This is a genomic window from Pseudomonas luteola NBRC 103146, from assembly GCF_002091675.1.
GTDB lineage: Bacteria > Pseudomonadota > Gammaproteobacteria > Pseudomonadales > Pseudomonadaceae > Chryseomonas > Chryseomonas luteola.
The window spans coordinates 244,392-266,822 of the sequence record NZ_BDAE01000002.1 but is presented as its reverse complement, the minus strand read 5'-3'; the positions used below and the strand labels follow the sequence as shown (position 1 = coordinate 266,822).

The 22,431-nt window shown below is 57.6% G+C and carries 17 protein-coding genes and 1 pseudogene; 11 read left to right on the top strand and 7 right to left on the bottom strand.

Going from position 1 to position 22,431, the window contains the following annotated elements; translation table 11 throughout:
- Positions 1-35 precede the first annotated feature (35 nt).
- Positions 36-674 carry a 7-cyano-7-deazaguanine/7-aminomethyl-7-deazaguanine transporter gene (locus tag PLU01S_RS03560; RefSeq protein ID WP_074822161.1) on the top strand — a complete coding sequence of 213 codons (639 nt, stop codon included), beginning with the start codon at positions 36-38 and terminating at the stop codon, positions 672-674.
- A gap of 270 nt (positions 675-944) precedes the next feature.
- Entirely contained in the window at positions 945-2,564 is a 1,620-nt protein-coding gene (locus PLU01S_RS03555; RefSeq protein ID WP_074822159.1) for a glucan biosynthesis protein D, read from the top strand.
- Between the two features lie 86 nt (positions 2,565-2,650).
- On the opposite strand, the pseudogene PLU01S_RS26105 reads toward PLU01S_RS03555, so the two are convergent.
- Positions 2,651-3,640, bottom strand: a pseudogene (locus PLU01S_RS26105) (methyl-accepting chemotaxis protein); the annotation flags it as partial.
- Positions 3,641-3,652: 12 nt separating this feature from the next.
- Positions 3,653-4,270 (bottom strand): MCP four helix bundle domain-containing protein, encoded by a 618-nt coding sequence (locus PLU01S_RS26100; protein ID WP_233432112.1) that lies wholly within the window; start codon positions 4,268-4,270, stop codon positions 3,653-3,655.
- 237 nt (positions 4,271-4,507) lie between these two features.
- On the opposite strand from PLU01S_RS26100, the gene PLU01S_RS03545 reads away from it, so the two are divergent.
- On the top strand, positions 4,508-5,011 hold the full coding sequence (locus tag PLU01S_RS03545; RefSeq protein WP_074822156.1) for a GNAT family N-acetyltransferase: 504 nt from the start codon (positions 4,508-4,510) through the stop codon (positions 5,009-5,011).
- A gap of 14 nt (positions 5,012-5,025) precedes the next feature.
- On the opposite strand, the gene PLU01S_RS03540 is transcribed toward PLU01S_RS03545, so the two are convergent.
- The gene (locus PLU01S_RS03540) at positions 5,026-5,934 is read right to left on the bottom strand and encodes a LysR family transcriptional regulator (RefSeq protein WP_074822153.1); all 909 of its coding nucleotides are present in this window, start codon (positions 5,932-5,934) and stop codon (positions 5,026-5,028) included.
- A gap of 132 nt (positions 5,935-6,066) precedes the next feature.
- Between PLU01S_RS03540 and PLU01S_RS03535 the strand changes: the two genes are divergently transcribed.
- Complete coding sequence (locus PLU01S_RS03535) at positions 6,067-6,804, top strand: SDR family oxidoreductase (protein WP_074822151.1); 738 nt, start codon at positions 6,067-6,069, stop codon at positions 6,802-6,804.
- A 121-nt stretch (positions 6,805-6,925) separates the two neighbouring features.
- On the opposite strand, the gene PLU01S_RS03530 is transcribed toward PLU01S_RS03535, so the two are convergent.
- A complete protein-coding gene (locus PLU01S_RS03530) occupies positions 6,926-8,329 on the bottom strand; it encodes an FAD-binding oxidoreductase (protein ID WP_074822148.1) in 1,404 nt (467 codons plus the stop codon).
- A gap of 138 nt (positions 8,330-8,467) precedes the next feature.
- Here PLU01S_RS03530 and PLU01S_RS03525 point away from each other — a divergent pair, with 138 nt between their 5' ends.
- Positions 8,468-9,094 (top strand): LysE family translocator, encoded by a 627-nt coding sequence (locus tag PLU01S_RS03525; protein WP_074822146.1) that lies wholly within the window; start codon positions 8,468-8,470, stop codon positions 9,092-9,094.
- Between the two features lie 46 nt (positions 9,095-9,140).
- Here PLU01S_RS03525 and adhP read toward each other — a convergent pair whose 3' ends face one another.
- Both adhP and exaC read right to left on the bottom strand, forming a co-directional pair.
- Positions 9,141-10,172 (bottom strand): alcohol dehydrogenase AdhP, encoded by a 1,032-nt coding sequence (adhP, locus tag PLU01S_RS03520; protein WP_074822143.1) that lies wholly within the window; start codon positions 10,170-10,172, stop codon positions 9,141-9,143.
- A 206-nt stretch (positions 10,173-10,378) separates the two neighbouring features.
- A complete protein-coding gene (exaC, locus tag PLU01S_RS03515) occupies positions 10,379-11,899 on the bottom strand; it encodes an acetaldehyde dehydrogenase ExaC (RefSeq protein WP_074822141.1) in 1,521 nt (506 codons plus the stop codon).
- 309 nt (positions 11,900-12,208) lie between these two features.
- Here exaC and PLU01S_RS03510 point away from each other — a divergent pair, with 309 nt between their 5' ends.
- The 5 genes from PLU01S_RS03510 (at position 12,209) to PLU01S_RS03490 (ending at position 21,359) form a co-directional block, all read left to right on the top strand.
- Positions 12,209-14,089: a sigma-54-dependent Fis family transcriptional regulator gene (locus PLU01S_RS03510; protein WP_074822139.1), complete on the top strand. Its 1,881-nt coding sequence runs from the start codon at positions 12,209-12,211 to the stop codon at positions 14,087-14,089.
- A 215-nt stretch (positions 14,090-14,304) separates the two neighbouring features.
- Positions 14,305-16,011 (top strand): peptidoglycan D,D-transpeptidase FtsI family protein, encoded by a 1,707-nt coding sequence (locus PLU01S_RS03505; protein ID WP_074822135.1) that lies wholly within the window; start codon positions 14,305-14,307, stop codon positions 16,009-16,011.
- 456 nt (positions 16,012-16,467) lie between these two features.
- The gene (locus tag PLU01S_RS03500; RefSeq protein ID WP_083397829.1) at positions 16,468-18,357 is read left to right on the top strand and encodes a pyruvate kinase; all 1,890 of its coding nucleotides are present in this window, start codon (positions 16,468-16,470) and stop codon (positions 18,355-18,357) included.
- Between the two features lie 231 nt (positions 18,358-18,588).
- Positions 18,589-20,634 carry a M13 family metallopeptidase gene (locus tag PLU01S_RS03495; protein ID WP_074822132.1) on the top strand — a complete coding sequence of 682 codons (2,046 nt, stop codon included), beginning with the start codon at positions 18,589-18,591 and terminating at the stop codon, positions 20,632-20,634.
- A gap of 71 nt (positions 20,635-20,705) precedes the next feature.
- Positions 20,706-21,359, top strand: coding sequence for an HAD family hydrolase (locus tag PLU01S_RS03490; protein ID WP_074822640.1), 654 nt, complete (start codon positions 20,706-20,708; stop codon positions 21,357-21,359).
- Here the strand turns inward: PLU01S_RS03490 and PLU01S_RS03485 are convergent, their stop codons facing one another.
- Positions 21,360-21,542: a hypothetical protein gene (locus PLU01S_RS03485; protein ID WP_010795736.1), complete on the bottom strand. Its 183-nt coding sequence runs from the start codon at positions 21,540-21,542 to the stop codon at positions 21,360-21,362.
- A 122-nt stretch (positions 21,543-21,664) separates the two neighbouring features.
- On the opposite strand from PLU01S_RS03485, the gene PLU01S_RS03480 reads away from it, so the two are divergent.
- A complete protein-coding gene (locus tag PLU01S_RS03480) occupies positions 21,665-22,147 on the top strand; it encodes a GNAT family N-acetyltransferase (RefSeq protein ID WP_074822637.1) in 483 nt (160 codons plus the stop codon).
- Positions 22,148-22,431 lie beyond the last annotated feature (284 nt).

Here is a 22,431-nt window from a genome sequence, read left to right as displayed (position 1 = left end):
GTTCCCTCACCCCATTCCACTAAAAAGGATGCATCATGCAACTGACCTCTTCCGTCAGGCGCTCGGCACTGGCCGGCCTGATTGGCTTTCATATCCTGATCATCATCGCGAGTAACTACCTCGTCCAGCTGCCGCTCAACCTGTTTGGCTGGCATACAACCTGGGGCGCATTCAGCTTTCCGTTCATCTTCCTGGCCACTGACCTGACGGTGCGGATTCTCGGCAAAGGCCCGGCACGCCAGGTCATTGCCCGGGTCATGGTACCGGCGCTGGTTGTTTCGTACATTCTCTCCGTGCTGTTCCAGGAAGGCGCATTCCGCGGCCTGGAAGCCTTGGCACAATTCAATACCTTTGTACTGCGTATCTCGCTAGCAAGCTTTTTTGCCTATGTGCTGGGCCAGCTGGTAGATATCCATGTCTTTGATCGTCTGCGTCAGCTGCAGCAATGGTGGATAGCACCTACCGCCTCGACGATACTGGGCAATCTGCTTGATACCTTCGCCTTTTTCTCCATTGCCTTCTGGCACAGCGACAACCCTTTTATGGCCGAACATTGGGTCGAGATTGCCTGGGTCGACTATACCGTCAAGCTCAGCGTAAGCCTGCTCCTGTTCCTGCCGCTCTACGGGGTGCTGCTGAGCGCCATCGAGCGCATGCTGCTGCGCCGCGCCTGACAGGATTCGTGTCGGACTATGTCTCATCTGCCCCAGCGGGACAGATGAGACAACCCTTGGAAACACCCTGAAAAGGCATTCCAGACCCAAATCGACAGCTTTGTGCGGTGTTTTACAGTTTCCGAAACAGAATCGAACTGTTCTCCTTCGCAAACATCTCTTACCCTCAGCCGCTGCGTTGAGGATTATTCGAGACAGGTCTTTGTTATCGGACAGAGCCGGCCCCGTTGCCACAGCGCTTGACGACACCTTAGTCACATAGGTTCATGTATGCACCGCAGAGATCTTCTGAAAGCTTCACTGGCCTTTGCCGCGTATACCGGTCTTCCTTCGACGACCGTATTCGCCGCTCAATCCTTGTCTGGCGCCTCCAGCCAGGATGTAGAACCGTTCGAGTTCGATCTGCTGAAAAATCAGGCCAAGCAGATGGCAGCCAGTGCCTATGTGGATACGTCTCAGCAGTTGCCGCCCACGCTGGCAAAAATGACGCCACAGCAGTTCAACGCCATTCAGTACGATGCCAACGAGTCGCTCTGGCATGACCTGAAAGGTCAGCTCGATGTTCAGTTCTTCCATGTTGGCATGGGCTTCAAACAGCCGGTCCGCATGTATAGCGTTGATCCCAAGAAAAAGCAGGCCACGGAAATCCATTTCCGACCTCAGATGTTCAAGTACGAGAACAGCGGCGTCGATAAGTCACAACTCAAGGGTGACCTGGGCTTCGCCGGCTTCAAGGTGTTCAAGTCACCCGAGCTGACGCAGCACGATATCGTCTCGTTCCTGGGGGCAAGCTACTTCCGTGCAGTGGACGATACCAAGCAGTACGGCTTGTCTGCCCGTGGCCTTGCCATTAATAACTTCTCGGATACGGTGGAGGAATTCCCGAACTTCACCAAGTTCTGGTTCGAGACGCCCGAGCCGCACAGCACGCGCTTTGTAGTCTATGCCCTGCTCGACTCGCCCAGCGCGACCGGTGCATATCGCTTCGACATCGACTGCCGCGCCACGCAGGTGGTAATGGCAATCGACGCTAATATCTATGCGCGCAAGGAAATCAAGCAGCTGGGTATTGCGCCGATGACGAGCATGTTCAGCTGCGGCACCCATGAGCGCCGCATGTGCGACACCATCCACCCGCAGATCCACGACTCCGACCGCCTCTACATGTGGCGCGGTAATGGCGAGTGGGTGTGCCGTCCGCTGAATAACCCCGCCAAGCTTCAGTTCAATGCGTTCGAAGACAAAAACCCCAAGGGTTTTGGTCTCGTGCAGAGCGACCATGAGTTTTCCAGCTATCAAGATACGGTGGACTGGTACAGCCGCCGCCCAAGCCTGTGGGTTGAGCCGACGACGGAGTGGGGTGAAGGCAGCATAGATCTGCTGGAAATCCCGACCACTGGCGAGACGCTGGATAACATTGTGGCCTGCTGGAATCCCAAGGTACCTGTCACGGCCGGCAAAGAGCTGCGCTATGGTTACAAGCTCTACTGGAGCGCTCTGCCACCGGTTAGAACACCGCTGGCGCAGGTCCATGCGACGCGCTCTGGCATGGGCGGGTTTGTAGAAGGCTGGGCACCGGGCGAGCACTACCCAGACGTCTGGGCACGTCGATTTGCGGTGGACTTCGTGGGCGGCGGTCTTGAGACCCTTCCCCAAGGCACCGGAATCGAGCCCGTCGTCAAGGTATCGAGCGGTGAGCTGAAGGACTTCCACGTCCTGTGGATACCGGACATCAAAGGGTATCGTGTGATCTTTGACTGGTATCCGACCAGCGATAGCGTGGACCCGGTAGACATGCGCCTGTTCATCCGCACCAACGACCGGACGCTCAGCGAAACATGGCTGTATCAATACTTCCCGCCAGCGCCTGAGCGCCGTCGATACCCTTGATCTATAGGAATAGTGCATGAAAAAAGCGGCTCCTGTGAGCCGCTTTTTATTGCGCGAAAAGAAGTTACAGCCGATAGGCGACTGAGTTACAGAGCGAACCGCCGGATCATTCCGTTGAGGTCCGTTGCCAGACGCGACAATTCATGGCTGGCCACGCCTGTCTGCTCTGCGCCAGAGGCCGTCTGCTGGGACAAATCGCGGATGCGCACCAGATTGCGATCCACCTCGCGGGCAACCTGCGCCTGTTCTTCAGCGGCAGTTGCGATAACCAGGTTACGCTCGTTAATACCCATGACCGCACAGGTAATGCTGTGCAGAGCCTGTTCAGCAGCGCTCGCCTTATCCATGGTCTCCCCAGCCTGCTCGGCACTGCTTTGCAGTGCACTCACGGTTTCGCGCGTACCGACCTGAATCTGGCCGATCATGCTCTCGATTTCGCGAGTCGACTCACCGGTCCGGTGGGCCAGGGCGCGCACTTCATCGGCAACCACTGCAAAGCCCCGTCCGGCATCTCCAGCTCGTGCAGCTTCGATCGCTGCGTTAAGCGCCAACAGGTTGGTCTGCTCAGCCACAGCACGAATAACATCGAGAACCTTACTGATGTTTTGCGTTTGCGCAGCCAACGCTTCCGCTCGCTGAGAAGCTCCCAGCACGTTGCTCACCATGGACTGGATCGACTCAATGGTTTCGCTGAGTTGAGCCTGACCCTGCTCGGCGGTACGGGTGGACGCTTTGGACTCTTCTGAAGTGGCCACCGCATTGGAGGCTACCTCATCCACTGCCGCACTCATCTCGGTTACGGCCGTTGCTGCAAGATCCAGTTCACTGTTTTGCTGTTGAATATCCCGCTTGCTTTCCTGGGTAATGTTGCTCATTTCCTCCGCAGCAGCTGCAAGCTGGTTGGCAGAACCCTCGATTTCGCCCAATGTTGTACGCAGGTTTTCCTGCATGAGGTTCAAGGACTGAAGCAGTTGAGCTGCTTCATCTACACCTTGGGTATCGATACGCCCCGTAAGATCGTTTTGCGCAATCTGTTGGGCCACGCTGACCGCCGAACGAATTGGTAAAATGATGCTACGGCTAAAAAACTAGGCAAGCAGTGCACCAAACAAGACAGCCAAAGTAATGGCTGTAATGGCAATGGTGCGTGCCTGAGTGTAGGCATTGTTGGCATTATTACCTGCACCTTGCGCTTCTTTCTGGTTATGGTTTGCCAGAACTTCAATCTGCGCATTGATAACGTCTGCGTAGGAAGAAACACTGCGAAGAACTTTCAACGCCTCTTCCGGCTTTTTAGCCTCCATCAGGGAGATAACTTTATATATGGCTTCTTTATAAACCTGATAAGAGTCGCCTAGCGTCTTCATGGCATTAACTTCTTCCGGCGCATCGGCATCCTTGTTGTAATCTGCCATGACGCGCTCGACCTTAGCCGTTATTTTGGAAAATCGCTCCTTATATTTGGTTTGCTCTTCCGGCAGGTCGTATACATAGAGTTGCAGTGCTGTGGTACGCAAACGGGCAAGTGCAATGCCAAGCTCATCGCCTAAAGCCAGACTGGGTAACGATTCGTTCTGAATGACCTCGCCGGACTTTCTGATCTCCGCCATCTGGAGCAGGCAAAAGACACCAAGCCCAAACAGCAGGATAATAATGAGACCAAAACATAATACGGTCCGTTGTGCGATTCTCATGCGTCTTAGCATACACACATCCTTTGCCTGAAAAGGCAAACTGCAGGGCTATAAAGATGCAGATATTTAATCTGCAAAAAGAATTCTGGCAAACAAACTTATCGGCTAAAAATCAGGGACCATGAATAAATTTTCAATATGAAGGATCAATAAAATACTTATTACCAAGCACTATGTGAAAACCTTGTTAAGATCTTTAAAAAAGCAGCTGGTTATAATTAAATAAACTACTTTTTATTACCGTTCATCATGGTTATCCACCGTCTTTGTCCAGATCATGCAATCAGTTACCGCACCCTGATGCTTGAGGCTTATGCCTTGCATCCGGAAGCTTTTACCTCCAGCGAGGCGGAGCGCGCGGTGCTACCGTTGGACTGGTGGCGATCCCGGCTGGAAAGCGATGCGGTATTTGGCGCATTCGACAAGGATCAGCTGCTGGGTGTAACAGGACTTTCCTTCGAATCTCGAGAAAAGATCAGGCACAAGGCCACTCTGTTTGGCATGTACGTTCCACAGCGGTTTGGCCGTCAAGGCATCGGCTTTCATCTGATCCAAGCTGTACTGGAGCATGCCCGACATCGCGAAGACATCAGGCTGGTACAGCTTACCGTCACGGAAGGCAACCACACCGCACTGCGCCTGTATGAACGTTGCGGTTTTGAGGTGTTCGGGGTAGAGCCGATGGCGGTCTCCATTGGCAAAGCCTTCGTCAACAAGGTCCACCTCTGGCAAGAAATCCATCCAGCCAAATAAAACCAACTGCCAGCTCAGGTTATCGGGTCAAAACGGTCGCGGTACAGGTCAGTCAGCCACTCCACAAAAACTCTCACTCGAGGCGATATCTGCCTGTGTTGGGGATAGAGCAATGAAACCGGCAGGCCCGGCGTAGCAAACTCTTGTAGAACCGCTTTCAGCCGCCCCGCTTTCAAGTATTTTTCCACCCGAAAGCGAGGCACCTGAATCAAACCGCAACCGCTCAGGGCTGCGCGGGTATAGCACTCGGCATCGTTGACGGAGATCCAACCGCCAAGATCGCACTCGATAACCCGCCCCTCAACCTGAAAGGTAAAGGGGTAACGAATGTCGTGGCTGCTGGCGAAGAAGCCGACGGCCTGATGGTGGGTCAACTCATCTGGATGTTTTGGCACGCCATAGCGGGCAAAGTAGCCAGGGCTTGCACAGACCACCTCAGGCATGAGCGCTAGCCTTTTTGCAACCAGCGTTGAGTCCCTGGGATGCCCTGCCCGTACCACACAATCGATTCCTTCACGCACCAGATCCACCAACCGATCACCGCTGCTGATGGATAACTCAATGTCTGGATAACGCTGCCGGAATTCGGCGATTCGAGGAAGGATGATTCGTGTGGCATGACTGCCGTGCAGATCGACGCGAAGCATGCCGCGCGGATTGGCCGCAATGGCACTCAGGGAATATTCAGCCTCTTCCAGATCCGCCAGAATACGAGAGCATCGCTCGTAGTAGGCCTGACCATCGAGCGTTGTGCGGACCTGTCGGGTTGTACGTTCCAGCAGGCGCGTTCCCAACCGCTTCTCCAGCTCCTTAACCGCGTGGGTTGCCGTAGCACGGGGGATACCTAAGGCATTGGCTGCCTGCGTGAAGCTGCCCAGCTCGACGATACGGGTAAACAGCCGCAGCGACTCGAATCTATCCATGGCCTCAGCCCATTGTTGGTGCCTGTTGAACGGTCTTACCAAGTTCTGTGCATTTATCCAATGCCAATGAATTGCAAAAAATGACAGCCATGAAAGGGCTGGACGTTCCGGCCCTGCCTTTAGGAGTCGGACATGCCGCATTCATCCCGTACAGCCATTGTTACCGGCGCTTCCCGTGGTATCGGACACGCCATTGCCAAACGTCTCGCCCAGGCAGGCTTTTCCGTTGCCATTCAATACGCCCACAGCCGAGGCCCTGCGGAGGCTTTGGTGGCTGAAATAGAGTCACTGGGAGGTAATGCCCTCGCGGTCAGAGGCGACGTTGCCACCCTGGAAGATGTGCAGACCCTGTTCAAGGCGGCCAAGGAAGCCTACGGACGGATCGATATAGTCGTGAACAGCGCCGGTATCATGACCAATACTCCTGTTTCGGCAGGTGACCTGGAGGCGTTTGACCGGATGATGGCCGTCAACCTGCGCGGCACGTTTCTGGTGTTGAGCCAGGCGGCGCAGCAGGTAGAGCGTGGCGGCCGGATCATTGCGCTATCCAGCAGCGTGATCGCCAAATCGCTGCCCACGTACGGCCCCTATATCGCTACAAAAGCTGGCGTTGAAGGTTTGGTCAGAGTATTGGCTAATGAATTGCGCGGCCAGGACATCACCGTCAATGCCATTGCGCCCGGCCCGGTGGCAACCGAGCTCTTTCTCAATGACAAAAGTGAGGAGCAGATCCGGCAGATCGAACAGGCTACACCGCTTGAGCGCCTCGGTACGTCTGAGGACATCGCCGAGGTGGTGGCGTTTCTGGCAAGCCCAGCAGGCAGCTGGATCAACGCGCAAGTCATACGCGCCAATGGCGGGTTCGCCTGATCCTGTTCTGTCCCAGGAAGTACACCCTGCGTCTTTCCTGGGGTATACAAAAATCCGATCTATAAAAAAGTATGTAAAGCTGGCCCGCTGTTATTTCCAGGCGGGCCTGCTTGCCGAGGAGTCAGACATCGGCGTCCGGGAGCACCTTGCCCGGGTTGAGAATTCCCTGGGGGTCCAGCGCCATTTTAAGGGTGCGCATGGTGTTCACTGCGGCGCCATGCTCAAGCGTCATGAACTTGATCTTGCCCGACCCTACGCCATGCTCGCCCGTGGCGGTCCCGTCCAGGGCGATGGCGCGGCGCACCAGCCGTTCATTGAGCGCTTCGGCCTCCGCCAGTTCAGCCTCACTGGACGGATCGACCACCAGCCCCAGGTGAAAATTACCGTCCCCCACATGTCCAACCATCGCGATAAAGAACGAGGCGGCCAGCACGTCTTTTTCAGTTTCCGTAATACAGGGCGTCAGCTGCGAGATAGGCACGCACACGTCGGTACTCCATACCCGCCCATTCGGCCGCATGGCCTGCATGGCGTAGTGCACATTATGACGGGCCTTCCAAAGCGCGTTACGCGCGTCGGCATCGGCCGCAGCGACAAAGTTCAGCGCCCCGTTACCCTCGGTGATCGATTGGGTCAGCTCTACTTGTTCGGCAACGCCTGCCGGTGAGCCGTGAAATTCGAAGAACAAGGTGGGCCGCTCATCCAGCGTCATCTTTGAATAGCGGTTCACAGCCATGATAGTCCGCGCATCCAGCAGCTCGACCCGGGCGACAGGAATACCGTACTGGATGATCGTTACCACCGAGGTCACAGCGCTCTCTACATCGGGAAAGGTACATACCGCAGCGGACGTGGTTTCCGGAATGCCATAGAGCCTTAAGGTCACTTCGGTGATGATCCCCAGCGTACCTTCCGAGCCCACAAACAGCCGCGTCAGGTCATAACCCGCCGAGGACTTGCGGGCACGGTTGGCCGTCTTGATGATCTGGCCATCGGCCAACACCACGGTCAGCGACAGGACATTCTCCCGCATGGTCCCGTAGCGTACGGCATTGGTCCCGGAGGCACGTGTTGCCGCCATGCCGCCCAGGGTGCTTTCTCCGCCCGGATCGATGGGAAAGAAGAGTCCCGTGGCCCGCAGTTCGGTATTGAGCTGCTGGCGCGTCACTCCGGCTTCAACCGTGGCATCCAGATCGCCCGGGCGAACCGCCAGGATGCGCTGCATGCGACTAAGGTCTATACAGATGCCACCCTTGAGCGCACAGACATGCCCTTCCAGCGAGGTGCCGCCTCCAAAGGGAACGATGGGAACGCCGTAGTGGGCGCAGACCTTGACGATGCGGGAGACTTCTTCGGTGCTATGTGCATAGCAGACGGCATCAGGCATCCGGGTCGCATGGTAGGACTCGCCATGACCATGCTGCTCACGCTCCGCGAGACTGGTTACGATCCGCTCACCGAGAAACGCCTGAATCTCCTCAATAACAGCAGATAATGGAGAGAGAAAGGGTTGTTGCGCATTCATGGGCCTTTCACCTTGTTCTTGTTGTATATAGCGAGTGCTCTAAGCTTAGCCCTTTCCTGCTGGCTTATTATTCAATCCATTGAACGTTTTCCGATGATATATAGATAGCCTAGAAACAATGTCTTGAACGGAGTCGTCATGCCTGAACTTTCACATCTGCTCGCCTTTGCGGCTATCACCCTGGGCATGGCGCTGACGCCCGGACCAAACATGGTCTATCTGATTTCCCGCTCCATCTGCCAGGGCCGAACGGCCGGCATGATTTCCCTTGGCGGCGTGGCCCTGGGCTTTGCGTTCTACATGGTCTGTGCAGCCCTTGGAATCACTGCTCTGCTGATGGCGGTGCCCTTCGCCTACGATGCGCTGCGGATAGGCGGTGCGCTGTATCTGCTATATCTGGCCTGGCAGGCCGTGAAACCCGGCGGACGGTCTCCGTTTCAGGTCAGGGATCTACCCAAGGACAGTCCACGCAAACTCTTCACCATGGGCTTTGTGACCAACCTGCTTAATCCCAAGATTGCCGTGATCTACCTGTCCCTGCTGCCGCAGTTCATCTCGCCTGAGCTTGGAAGCGTATTGACCCAGTCCCTCGTTCTAGGCGCAACCCAGATTTTGATCAGCGTAACCGTGAACGGATTGATCGCCTTTACGGCAGGCTCGATAGCGGCCTTCCTGACGGGTCGGCCGCTATGGCTGGTGGTCCAGCGCTGGCTGATGGGTACGGTGTTGGCGGGGCTGGCCGTCAAGATGGCAGCGGAACGTTAAGCCGTTATCCGCCCGACTGCACACGGAGGGCGGATAACCGGCCTGATCATGAAAGGCTCATATCGATCACGATACGTCCTTCGATCTTGCCTTCGTGCATCCGGGAAAAGATGTCGTTAATGTTTTCGAGAGGTTCGGCTGCAACCGTCGCCTTGACCTTACCCTCACCGGCAAACTCCAGGGCTTCCTGCAGATCCAGCCGCGTCCCGACGATGGAGCCGCGAACGGTTGTGCCGTTGAGGACCATGTCGAAGATCGATAATGGGAATTCTCCCGGCGGAAGCCCGTTCAGGGCAATGGTGCCACCACGACGGGTCATGCCGATAGCCTGCTCGAACGCCTTGGGCGAGACAGCCGTGACCAGGGCACCGTGGGCGCCGCCGATCTCCTTTTTCAGATAGCCCGCCGGGTCCAGCTCACGGCAGTTGACCGTAACCTCAGCCCCCAGCCGGCGCGCCAGTTCCAGCTTCTTATCGTCCACATCGACTGCGGCCACGTTCATGCCCATGGCCTTGGCATACTGCACGGCCATGTGTCCAAGGCCACCAATTCCGGAGATCACTACCCACTGCCCGGGCTTGGTTTCGGTCATCTTGAGTCCCTTGTAAACGGTCACCCCGGCACACAACACCGGCGCAATCTCCACAAAGCCCACATTATCCGGCAGCCGTCCCACGTAGCCGGCATCAGCCAGGGCATATTCGGCAAAGCCGCCATTGACCGAGTAGCCCGTGTTCTTCTGATCCTCGCACAGTGTTTCCCAACCCCCGAGGCAGTGTTCGCAATGACCACAGGCGGAGTACAACCATGGGATACCGACCCGATCCCCCTCCTTCACATGGGTGACGCCAGCACCCACCCCGACCACATACCCAACCCCTTCATGCCCCGGGATGAAGGGCGGATTGGGTTTGACCGGCCAATCGCCTTCGGCGGCATGCAGGTCGGTATGGCACACCCCGGAGGCTTCGATCTTCACCAGGACCTGTCCTGCGCCTAGGGTAGGGACATCCACCTCCTCGATTTCCAGCGGTTTACCAAACTCACGAACGATGGCAGCTTTCATTGTTTTAGGCATGACGTGATCCCTCATGGATACATGACGTATGGAGTCGTGCTGGCAAATACAGGTCAATCGTTCCGGCGCTCCATACTGCAAGCCTGGAGCAAACAAGGCACAGAAATGATGACCTGGCTCAAGGAAGGCTCAGGTTGAGCCTTCACAGGAGTAGATACGCCGCAGTCCCAGGGGCCGATGAGGATTCACCGGCCCCCATGACGGGCCTAGAAGAAGCCCAGCGGATTCGTGTCGTAGCTGATCAGCAGGTTCTTGGTCTGCTGATAATGATCCAGAATCATCTTGTGGGTCTCGCGACCGATGCCGGACTTCTTGTAGCCACCGAATGCCGCATGGGCAGGATAGAGGTGATAGCAGTTGGTCCACACACGCCCGGCCTTGATGCCGCGACCCATGCGATACGCGCGATTGATATCCCGCGTCCAGACCCCCGCGCCCAGGCCAAACTCGGTATCGTTGGCAATGGCAAGCGCTTCGGCCTCGTCCTTGAACGTGGTCACACCGATGACCGGCCCGAAGATCTCTTCCTGGAATACCCGCATCTTGTTGTGGCCCTTGAGCAGGGTCGGCTGGATGTAATACCCATTGGCCAGGTCGCCCTGCAGGGTTTCCACAGCGCCGCCAGTCAAAAATTCGGCCCCTTCGCCACGCGCGATTTCCAGGTACGAAACTATCTTTTCGAATTGCTGCTGAGAGGCCTGGGCGCCGACCATGGTATCGGTGTCCAACGGATCACCGCGCTTGATCTGCGCAACCTTTTTCATGACTTCCGCCATGAACGGCTCATAGATAGATTCCTGCACCAGAGCCCTGGATGGGCAAGTGCACACCTCTCCCTGGTTGAAGAAGCCAAGCACCAGCCCTTCGGCCGCCTTTTCGATAAAGCTTTGCTCCGCGCCCATGATGTCGTCGAAATAGATGTTGGGTGACTTGCCCCCCAACTCGACCGTACTTGGAATGATATTGGCCGCTGCGCACTTGAGGATATGCGAGCCCACCGGCGTCGAGCCGGTAAAGGCAATCTTGGCGATGCGTGTGCTGGTCGCCAGGGCTTCCCCCGCCTCCTTGCCGTAGCCCTGCACGATATTGATCACACCGGGTGGCAGCAGGTCGCCAATCATCTCAACGAAGAGCGTAATGGAGAGCGGCGTCTGCTCGGCCGGTTTGAGTACCACACAGTTACCTGCAGCCAGCGCGGGCGCCAGCTTCCAGGCAGCCATCAGAAGCGGGAAGTTCCAGGGAATGATCTGCCCGACCACGCCGAGCGGCTCATGGAAGTGATACGCCGCCGTATGCTGGTCGATTTCGGCCGCCGTCCCCTCCTGAGCCCGGATACAACCTGCAAAGTAGCGGAAATGATCGGCGGCCAGCGGCACGTCGGCATTAAGGGTTTCACGCACGGCCTTGCCGTTGTCCCAGGTTTCGGCAATGGCCAGTTTTTCCAGATTCTGCTCGATGCGGTCGGCAATCTTGAGCAGGGTCAACGAGCGCGCCTGTACTGACGTCTTGCCCCAGGCATCTGCCGCCGCATGGGCAGCATCCAACGCTTTTTCGATATCTTCAGCAGAGGAACGGGGAAACTCGCCAATGACAGAGCCATTGACCGGCGAGGTATTGGTGAAATATTGGCCCTTGACCGGCGGTACGAATTCGCCGCCGATGTAATTGCCGTAACGGGATTGCAGGGTGATCAGAGCACCTTGGCTGCCAGGGGCTGCGTAACGCATGGTGGTTCTCCCGATGTTGTGTTTGTTATGAGGACCGGTAATACCTGAGAAATAGCAAGGCCTGGGCCAACTGTGGCAAATGTGCGCCGCAGGCGGCTTCGGCTGTCCGGCACGAACCGGCAGGTGTCACATCGTGTGTCAGCGCCAGGACAGCAGGCGTGACAGGCTGTACCACTTCTGACACAGTCGATGATCTGCATTGCATTTAACCTGCGCCTGATCAAGCATAGGCGCTATTACGCACTTCGCTGAATCGGAGGGTTCCTGTGAATCAAGGACCCGGAATTCACCTTGCGGAGCACAATAAGAATGACTGCCACACCCATGAGCCGTCACACGCGTCAGGTGCTTGCCGTTGGTCATGGTCTGGGCCAGGCCGACACCGATCCAGCCATTGCCCGTTCGTGGCGTCGCTGTCTCGAACAGCACCGCCTGGATCCGTCCACTGCCACCTCGCCCAGCGTACTCGAGCACCCTCGTATCCTTGAGCAGCGCGAGCGCTCACAACGGGTGCTGGAAATCGCCCATGGCGAGATGAATCGCCTGCATCAGCAGCTCGCGGGTGCCGGTCATGCCGTCCTGCTTACCGATGCCAGCGGCCTTATTCTCGATTGCATCACCCACGAGGCCGAACGAGACACCTTTCAGCGGGCAGGCCTGTGGTTGGGAGCAGACTGGAGCGAATCCTGCGAGGGCACCAATGGCATCGGCACCTGCGCGGTCGAACGGCATGCACTGACGATTCATCAGGATGAGCACTTCCGCAATCGCCACACCATCCTGACATGCTCCGCCAGCCCGGTATTCGACCCTGCCGGAGACCTTTTGGCCGTGCTGGATGTGTCCTCGGCGCGGCGCACCGTTTCCCGGCAGAGCCAGTTTCACACCATGGCGCTGGTCAACCTGTCGGCCAAGCTCATCGAAAGCTGCTATTTCCTGCGTCAATGCGAGGACAGTTATCTGCTGCGCTTCCATACCCAGCCGGACTACGTCGGGCTGCTGAGTGAAGGCTTGCTGGCGTTTGATGAGTCTGGCCGAATCAGCGCCATCAACGAAAGCGCGCTGAACCTGCTAGGCACGACGCGACCGGCCCTTCTGAGGCAACCCGTAGAGACGCTCATCGAGCTTCCCCTTGCTTCGTTACTTGATCGTGCACAACCGCATCCTACACATTGCTGGCTGCTGTACAGCACTGAAGGAACACGCTTCTATGGACAGCTGCGAGCGCCGCACAAGCTTGTTCATTCCGTGCCTGTCCGTACCCCGCCGCGTCCAGCACTGTGCCTCGAAGATCCTGCCCTTGCACGGGAGTTCGAGCGCGCCCGCAAGGTCATGGAGCGCGATGTTCCGGTGCTGCTTACCGGTGAGACAGGAACTGGCAAGGAGGCCTTCGCCAAGGCCCTGCATCTGGCCGGTTCGCGCGCCAGCAAGCCTTTTATTGCTCTTAACTGCGCGGCGATCCCGGAATCACTTATCGAAAGCGAGCTGTTCGGCTACGCCGGTGGCACGTTTACCGGTGCGCGCAAGGAAGGCATGCGTGGCAAGCTACTCGAAGCCCACGGCGGCACCCTGTTTCTCGACGAAATTGGCGATATGCCCCTGATGTTGCAGACCCGCCTGCTGCGCGTACTGGAGGAACGGCAAGTCGTTCCGCTGGGCGGACAACCGCAGGCGATTGATGTCCGCATCATTAGCGCCACCCACCGCGATCTCAGGATACGGGTAGGCGATGGCAGCTTTCGGGAGGATTTGTACTACCGGCTCAACGGTCTGGTGGTGAGCCTGCCGCCGGTACGTGAGCGGCTCGACAAGGCCGCGCTGCTCAATCACTTGCTGCTTGAAGAGGCGCAGGGCCAGAGCCTGCACCTGGACGCCGAGGCTCGCCAGGCCCTGCTTGGGTACCGGTGGCCAGGCAACGTTCGCCAGCTGCGCAATGTCCTGCGCACCCTGGTGGCCTTGTGCGAGGACGGGGTGATTCGCAGGGGTGATCTGCCGCAGGAGATTTCCAGCCCAGCGAGCCTGCCCGCCCTGACGCTGGATGCGCCTCTGGAAGATGCCGAAAAGACCGCCCTGCTCCAGATACTGGAGCAGGAACATTGGCAGATGACACGCACGGCCGAACGCCTTGGCATAAGCCGAAACACGCTTTACCGGAAGCTGCACAAGCACGGCATTACACCCAGACGCTAGCGATCCCGCCTGTGAGAGCCGCTCAAGACCGGTTGTTTGGCGGAATGACCATTGGTCGTGTCGCGCCTTCGAGATCGAAAAATGCCTACATCTATGCGAAACCCATCGCCAACGACTGGCACCTTTACGGTACTATCCGCGCTTTCTCGCCTCGCCGGGCCAGCAGGCCTGACGATGGCCTGCCCAGGCATTGAACACGTCAAGTTGCCAAGACCATGAATGGATTTTCAAACCGCTACCGTTTTCATGCGGTGTTATTTTTTTTGCTCCTGCTTACTCTGGCCGTCGCGTCCAGGTTGGTCTATCTCCGGGTTCATGACAGTGAGTTTCTGATCGACCAGGGCGAGCGGCGCAGCGTTCGTCATATCCCCATCCCCGTTACCCGGGGCCTGATTACCGACCGCAACGGTTCTCCCCTGGCCGTCTCAACCGAAGTGTCGACGATCTGGTGCAACCCTTCGGAAATGAAGGAGAGCATGGACCGGGTGCCTGCGCTGGCAGCGGCACTGCATCGTCCCGCCGGCGAGCTTGTGTCCTACATCAGCGCCCGTTCGGAAAAGCATTTCCTTTACCTGGCCCGTGGCCTGTCTCCCATCGAAGGCGAGGACATCATGGCGCTCGATATCAAGGGCGTGCACCAGCTCAAGGAGTACAAGCGCTATTACCCCACCTCCGACCTGACAGCCCAATTGATTGGTCTGGTGAACCTGGATGGTGAAGGCCAGGAAGGCGTGGAGCTGGGCTACAACGAGTGGCTCAGCGGGAAAGCAGGCGTTCGCGAGGTGCTGATCAACCCGCGCGGCTCCATCGTCAAGAACATCAAGGTCGACAAACAGCCCAAGCCCAGCCAGGACATTGCCCTGTCCATTGACTTGCGTCTGCAGTTCGAGGCCTATCGCGCCCTGCAGGAGGCCGTAACCAAGTTTGGTGCCCTGTCCGGCTCGGCCGTACTGGTCAACCCCAAGAATGGTCAGATCCTGGCCATGGCGAACTTTCCGTCTTATAACCCGAACAACCGGGCATCCATCAACCCGACTTTCATGCGTAACCGCGCGCTAACCGATGTGTTCGAACCCGGCTCGGTTATCAAGCCGTTCAGCATGTCAGCAGCGCTGGCCACGGGAAAATTCAACGAAAATACCCAGGTGAGTGTGGCGCCGGGCTGGTTTGTCATCGACGGCCACACGATTCGCGACGTAGCACGTCGGGACATCCTGACCATGACCGGCGTGCTGATCAACTCGTCGAACATCGGCATGAGCAAGGTTGCCTTGGAAGTCGGTCCCAAACCTATCCTTGAGCAGCTGGCCCGGGTCGGCTTTGGCTCGCCCCTGTCTCTGGGTTTCCCGGGTGAAAACGCAGGTTATCTGCCGAACCATGTGAAATGGTCCAGAATCGCCACAGCCAGCATGTCCTATGGCTATAGTCTGGCCGTCAATACCGCCGAGCTGGCCCAGGCCTATACGGTCTTTGCCAATGACGGAAAGCTTGCCCCACTCTCGCTGCTGCGCGATAACCCACAACAACTGGTGCCTGCGATGGACCCACAGGTGGCGCATCGGATTCGCATGATGCTCAAGGAGGTAGTGGAAGATCCCAGCGGTGTCGTGCGCGCCCGGGTGCCGGGCTATCAGGTGGCAGGGAAAAGTGGTACTGCCCGTCGTTCCGGGGGCGGCGGCTACAAGGAGCATGCCTATCGTTCGATGTTCGTAGGCATGGCGCCCGCCAGCGATCCCAAGCTGGTACTGGCCGTGATGATGGACTCCCCGACCAAGATCGGCTACTACGGCGGTCTGGTTTCGGCACCGGTGTTCAGCCAAATCATGTCAGGTGCGCTGCGCGCGCTGGCCATTCCGCCCGACAACCTGCCGCCTACCAATACCGCCCAGAGTGAAACACCAGCCCCTCACTCCCATACGTGAATGAGGGCTTGCCGGAGAGGATTTCGAGGAGATCCTTTTTCCAGCCCAACGAAAAAACCCCGCCTAGGCGGGGTTTTTGCTGACCGCTCGATATCCTTATCGAGTGCCATCCTGGCGGGTCTTTCATCCTTGAGGCTCATGAGCGCGTCCTGCGCTGCATTCCATGGGTAAGAAGATTACGCCACCGCCGCCTTCTTCCCTAGCGTCAATCACAGTCACTTCTTGTAAGCCTTTGCCTACATAGATAGCTTTCTGAGCAGATATGCCATTACCGTAATCTCATGAAACAAAGCGTCCGCTATCCTGCAGAACACCCACAGTCTGGTTCTTTCTAAACCTTCGCCTGTCCCCATAAGGGCACCCCTACATACCAACGTCACATACCTGTGCTTAGCTCGGCCGACGCGACGTAATGACGCCTGTTGTCATCCGGACTTTGACTGTTGAGGTTATCATTTGAACACCAGGACACTTCCCCCAGGCGCACTGATACCGGCCGATATCGAAGCGGCCCTGTCCGAACTGATCGCGCTGCGTGACGAGATGATCACGGCGGCCTGTGACGCACCCATCCTGGCGGAGCATGTGCACCAGAGCTATACCGAGAGCGCACATAACCTGCTTAACTATCTGGCGCTACGCCGTCATGACATCCGGCCGCTACAGGCACGCCTGGCACGGCTGGGACTGTCGTCGCTGGGTCGTTCGGAAGCCTACATCCTGGCTGCAATCACCACCCTTATCGAAATCCTGCAAAAGCTCTCCGGCAGCAAGAACGCGCGCCCTCCTTATGAGCCGCTGGGCATGGACCGGGGCGAGCAGCTGCTGCATGAGCACACCGAGGCTCTGTTTGGCGCAACGCCTGTAGGGCGTGGAGTCCGAATCATGGTGACCATGCCCAGCGAGGCCGCACAAGACTACTCGCTTGTGCATGATCTGCTGGCGGCCGGCATGGACAGCATGCGCATCAACTGTGCTCATGACGACGCCAAGACTTGGAAACAGATGATTGAACATGCACGCCGAGCGGAAAAGGCCCTTGGCAAGCCTTGCCGCGTCATGATGGACCTTGCGGGTCCCAAGCTGCGCACCGGGCAAGTCAACGCAGGCCCGGCCGTGATACGCGTCAAGCCGACCCGCGATGATTTCGGTCGAGCAGTCAAGCCAGCCCGCCTCTGGCTGACCGCCAGAGAAAACCCTCAAGCTCCACCGACCCAGGCAGATGCCAGCCTGCCGGTAGCGGCGGACTGGTTATCGAATCTCCAGCCACATACACAGGTAATCCTTCACGATGCCCGCGGCTCGAAGCGGCAGATCGAGATCGTTGATATCACGCGCGAAGGGTGCTGGGGCGAACTCTACAAGACCGCTTACCTGACGCCGAACACAGCCCTCTCGATCAAGGACAGGAAAGGCCGGAAACGCGAGACACGCATTGCGCCCTTCCCGGCTCAAGAGCAGGCCATCAAGCTGGTGGAGGGCGATGTGCTGATTCTGACCAAGGATCAACATACCGGGCATCCGGCAACCTACGACAGTTTCGGAGAAGTCCTGACACCAGCTTCCATCGGCTGCACGCTGCCGGAAATCTTCGAGGATGTACGGGCTGGCGAGCCGGTCTGGTTCGACGATGGCAAGATCGGAGGAATCATTGATTCGGTGCAGAGCGAGACGCTGCGTATCCGTATCACCCACGCGCCTGGGGGTGCCAAGCTCAAGAGCGACAAAGGCATCAACTTTCCGGACAGCCATCTGCGTCTCGATGCGCTCACGCCCCATGACATCGAAGCCCTGGCGTTCGCAGCCGAGCATGCCGACGTGGTCGAATTCTCTTTCGTTAACACGGCGGATGACGTCAGGACCCTGCTCCATCACATTGATCGATTGAAGGCCCATGAGCTGGGCGTAGTGCTCAAGATCGAGACACGTCGAGGCTTCGAGAACCTGCCGGCGCTGCTCTTTGCAGGCATGAATCTTCCGCGTTTCGGCGTCATGATCGCGCGGGGCGATCTGGCGGTAGAAAGCGGCTTCGAACGACTGGCTGAGCTTCAGGAAGAAATACTTTGCCTGTGCGAAGCGGCCCATGTGCCGGTGATCTGGGCGACCCAGGTACTGGAAACCCTGGCCAAGAAAGGCGCGCCGTCGCGGGCCGAGATTACGGATGCCGCCATGGGCGTACGGGCCGAATGCGTGATGCTGAACAAGGGTCCGCACATTCTGAAGGCCGTCCATACTCTGCACGATCTGCTGGCACGCATGCAGGCGCATCACTCCAAGAAGCGGGATCTCCTGCGAAAACTTCAGGTAGCGCAGCAACCTACTCTGGCGGCCAGCTGCCCGGAGTGACGCCTTACCGTGCCGATAGCGGGCACCATTTTGCAGCCAGGCGCTCTACAAGGGATGTTCCATAGCCCAAAACAGTGCCAGAGCCGCGTGCCTCTGGTACGTTCACCACAGACATAACGGGTGTGATACGCCCTCGGCAGTGCCTGGCCCCGCCCTTGCAAAGCCGTTGGCCTCGCCATAAGCGAGCCCGTTATAGTCACGTGCGTGACCGCTAATCCCAATGGAGATCCCATGAGACATATCTTTGCCGGCGCCGTTTGTGTACTGGCGTTGAGCGCCTGCGGTAAATCGGAATTTGTCCAGCCCCAAACCCCTGCCAACACGCTGCAGTCCGGCATCAAGAAGGAGAACTTCGATCCCGGCGTCCGGCCTCAGGATGATTTTTTCAACGCCATTAACGGTCAATGGTTGAAAAACACACCTATCCCGGCCGACAAGACCAGCTACGGCGCTTTCCATGCCATTGCCGATACCACCGAGAAACAGCTGCACGCCATCATCGAGGCGCTGGCCGCCAAGCCCGACAAGGCTACTGGCAGCGACAAGCAGAAAATCGGCGACCTGTATGCCTCCTTCATGAATGAAGCCGCCATCGAGGCGCAGGGGCTCAAACCCTTGCAGGGTGCGTTCGATGCTATCGACTCCATTCATGATCGTCGCTCGCTGCTCATCACAATGGCCCGCCTCCAGCAGCTGGGTATCGATGTTCCGCTCGAACCCTATGTCACCCAGGATGCTAAGGACTCCAAGCGATACGTAGCCGAGATTGCCCAGTCCGGTCTCAGCCTGCCCGACCGGGATTACTACCTGATCGATGACACGTCATTCGCCGAGATCCGCTCCGGCTTCGTTTCGCACGTGCAGCGCATGTTGGACCTGGCTAACCTCCCTGACCCTGCCGGTAGTGCCCGCAAAGTGGCTGCACTGGAAAAGCAGATCGCCCTGGCCCAGTGGGACAAAGTCGACAACCGCGACCCCATTAAAACCTACAATGCCTATGAGCCCACCCAACTGCGTACGCTGACCCGTGCCATCGACTGGCCGTCGTACCTGAAGGAGACCGGCTTTGTCGATCAACACCCGATCATTGTTGAACAGCCCAGCTACATCACGGGGCTTGGCAAGCTGTTGACGTCTACACCGCTCTCCACCTGGAAAACCTATCTCAAGTGGCACGTCCTGCATGCCTATGCCCAGGCACTACCGCACGCCTATGCCCAGGAGGATTTCGCATTCTTCCAGCAGACCCTGAACGGCGCCAAGGAGCAGCGTCCACGGTGGAAGCGTGGCGTAAGTGCGGTTGAAGGCAGCCTGGGTGAAGCCCTGGGCAAGGAATATGTCGCGCGTCATTTTCCGCCGGAAAACAAGGCCCGCATGGAGGCGCTGGTTCGCAACCTCATCGCCGCCTATGGGCAGGCTATGGATAAGCTGGACTGGATGAGCGAAGACACCCGCCAGGCAGCCAAGGCCAAGCTGGCGAAGTTCACCTACAAGATCGGGTACCCCAACCAGTGGCGTGACTACTCATCCTTGCACATCGCCCCGGATGACCTGATCGGCAACCTGCAGCGGGCCCAGACATTCGAGTATCAGCGCAACCTTGCCAAACTCGGCAAGCCGGTCGATCCAGATGAGTGGGCCATGACGCCACAAACAGTTAACGCCTATTACAACCCGCTGCGTAACGAGATCGTCTTCCCGGCCGCCATCCTGCAACCGCCCTTCTTCAACATGCAGGCAGAAGATGCTGTCAATTACGGTGGTATCGGTGCAGTCATCGGCCACGAAATCAGTCATGGTTTCGATGATCAGGGCTCGCAGTTCGATGGCGACGGCAATCTGCGAGAATGGTGGACCAAGATAGACCGCGAGCGCTTCGCAAAGCGTGCGACAGCGCTGGCGGAACAGTACTCGGCCTATGAGCCGGTACCGGGCTATCACATCAATGGCCGCTTTACCCTGGGTGAAAATATTGCCGACCTGGGTGGAGTAACGATCTCCTACTCGGCGTATCACCTGTCATTGAACGGCAAACCTGCCCCTGTCATTGACGGCATGACGGCCGAACAGCGCTTCTTTACCGGATGGGCGCAGGTCTGGTGCACCAAGTACACACAACAGAACCTGCTCAATCGTCTGAAAACCGACCCGCACTCACCGGCGCAATACCGCACCAATGGGGTGCTGAGTAACGTGCCTGGTTTCTACGAGGCCTATGACGTCAAGCCAGACGACCAGATGTACCTGCCCCCGGACAAGCGCATCAAGATCTGGTAAGCCCCTCCCCTCCCCTCCCGGTGAGCCTGAATCCTTTCAGGCTCACCCTTGGAGCCATTCAGGACATGCTGATGCTCAATACACTGATATTCGATCTCGACGGAACCCTGACTGATACCGATCCGGTTCATTACCAGGCCTGGAAGCAACTTCTGGCCCGCGAGGGACGCGACTTGAATGAAGAGGACTTCAGGCGTCACATTTCGGGTCGCGCCAACGACGCAGTTTGTAAAGACCTCTATCCAGACAAGACGCCCGATGAGCACACGGTGATTGCAAACGAAAAGGAAGCCTTGCTGCGTGAGTTAGCCAACACACTCGAGCCCACCGCCGGCCTTGAAACGTTATTGAGCTACGCGGACCAACAGGGATGGAAACGCGCGATCGTGACCAATGCCCCGCGTGCCAATGTCCACCACATGCTCAAGGCGCTTGGACTGGAAAACCGCTTTCCCCTGATCGTGCTGGGTGAAGAGCTGGAACGTTCGAAGCCGGATCCCCTTCCCTATACCACTGCGTTGAATACGCTGGAGATCCAGCCCCGGCAGGCGCTGGTTTTCGAGGACTCTATTCCCGGCCTGACGGCAGCCAAGGCTGCCGGAATCGTTACGGTCGGTATTACCTCAACACTGACAGCCGATGAACTGCTGGCAGCCGGCGCCGATCTGGCAATAGCAGACTTCAACGACCCCAGGCTCTGGGAAATGCTGAAACGAACCGCCTGATCAGGCGACGGTATGCAACTCGGCCAAGGTGCTCATTTGCACTTGTGCCTCCTGACGCGTGGTGAACGGACCACTGATGCGCTCGCCATTGCGTACCAGATACCAGCAGACCATAAAACCGGCCTCCCGAAGCGCAGCAGGTACGGCACTGCCTACTACTGACATGATTTGAACAATGGGCATAAGGACCTCTATCTACTCTTAAGCCAGGCTTCACAGTACGCTGTGATTGATACCTTGAGAAATCGACAGGATTGATAGTGGTCATTAACGGTTCAAAGGTCCGACGAAATGATGGCCCTCTTTTGATTGAAGCCATTACCGCCCTTGACGATGCCCAGCGCCAGGCGCTGCTCAGCCTTGAATTACACCCTGGGCAGATAGCCTTTTCAGGTACGCCTGAGGCTGCACTGGTGAGTCTTGAGGAGCAGTCACCTCGGCATGTACAAGGGTTCGCCCTGTTGGAAGCAGGCCTGCCGGCAGGTCTGTTTCTACTCAAGCGGCCTCCCCTGTCTCCCCAGTGGGTCAGCGCCGATGCCTGCTCGCTCCATGCCTTGCAAATCGCGGCTCGCGCACAGGGCCGAGGGCTGGGCAAAGCCTGCCTGCGGGCGCTTCCCGAGCTGGTCTGCAGGCAGTGGCCCGATATCCGGCATATTCAACTAGCAGTAGACGCCCACAATGAATCAGCGCTGGGGCTCTATTTAAAAGAAGGATGGATCGATGAGGGCAGGACGTATAAAGGACCCGTCGGTCTGGAACGTCGACTGACCCGGAGAATAGACTGCTAAACAGCGGTGAAACGGAAAAACCCCGCCGTAGCGGGGTTTCGTTGACCATGCTCGACATCCTGTCAAGCTGCCATCCTGGCGGTCATATCGGATCCTTGATCTACCATGAGCGCTTCCGTGCGCTGCTCCGATGTAAATAGATTACGCCTCTCCCTTCGTTTCCCCTAGAGCCAACCGCTGAGAGTCCTTGTAAGCCTTTTCCTACAAATACTGGCCAATCGCCTTTCGTCCGTTTGGCTTGCTACCCCAGCCGTGAATACGAACCGCAGCCTCAGTCGCCGGGT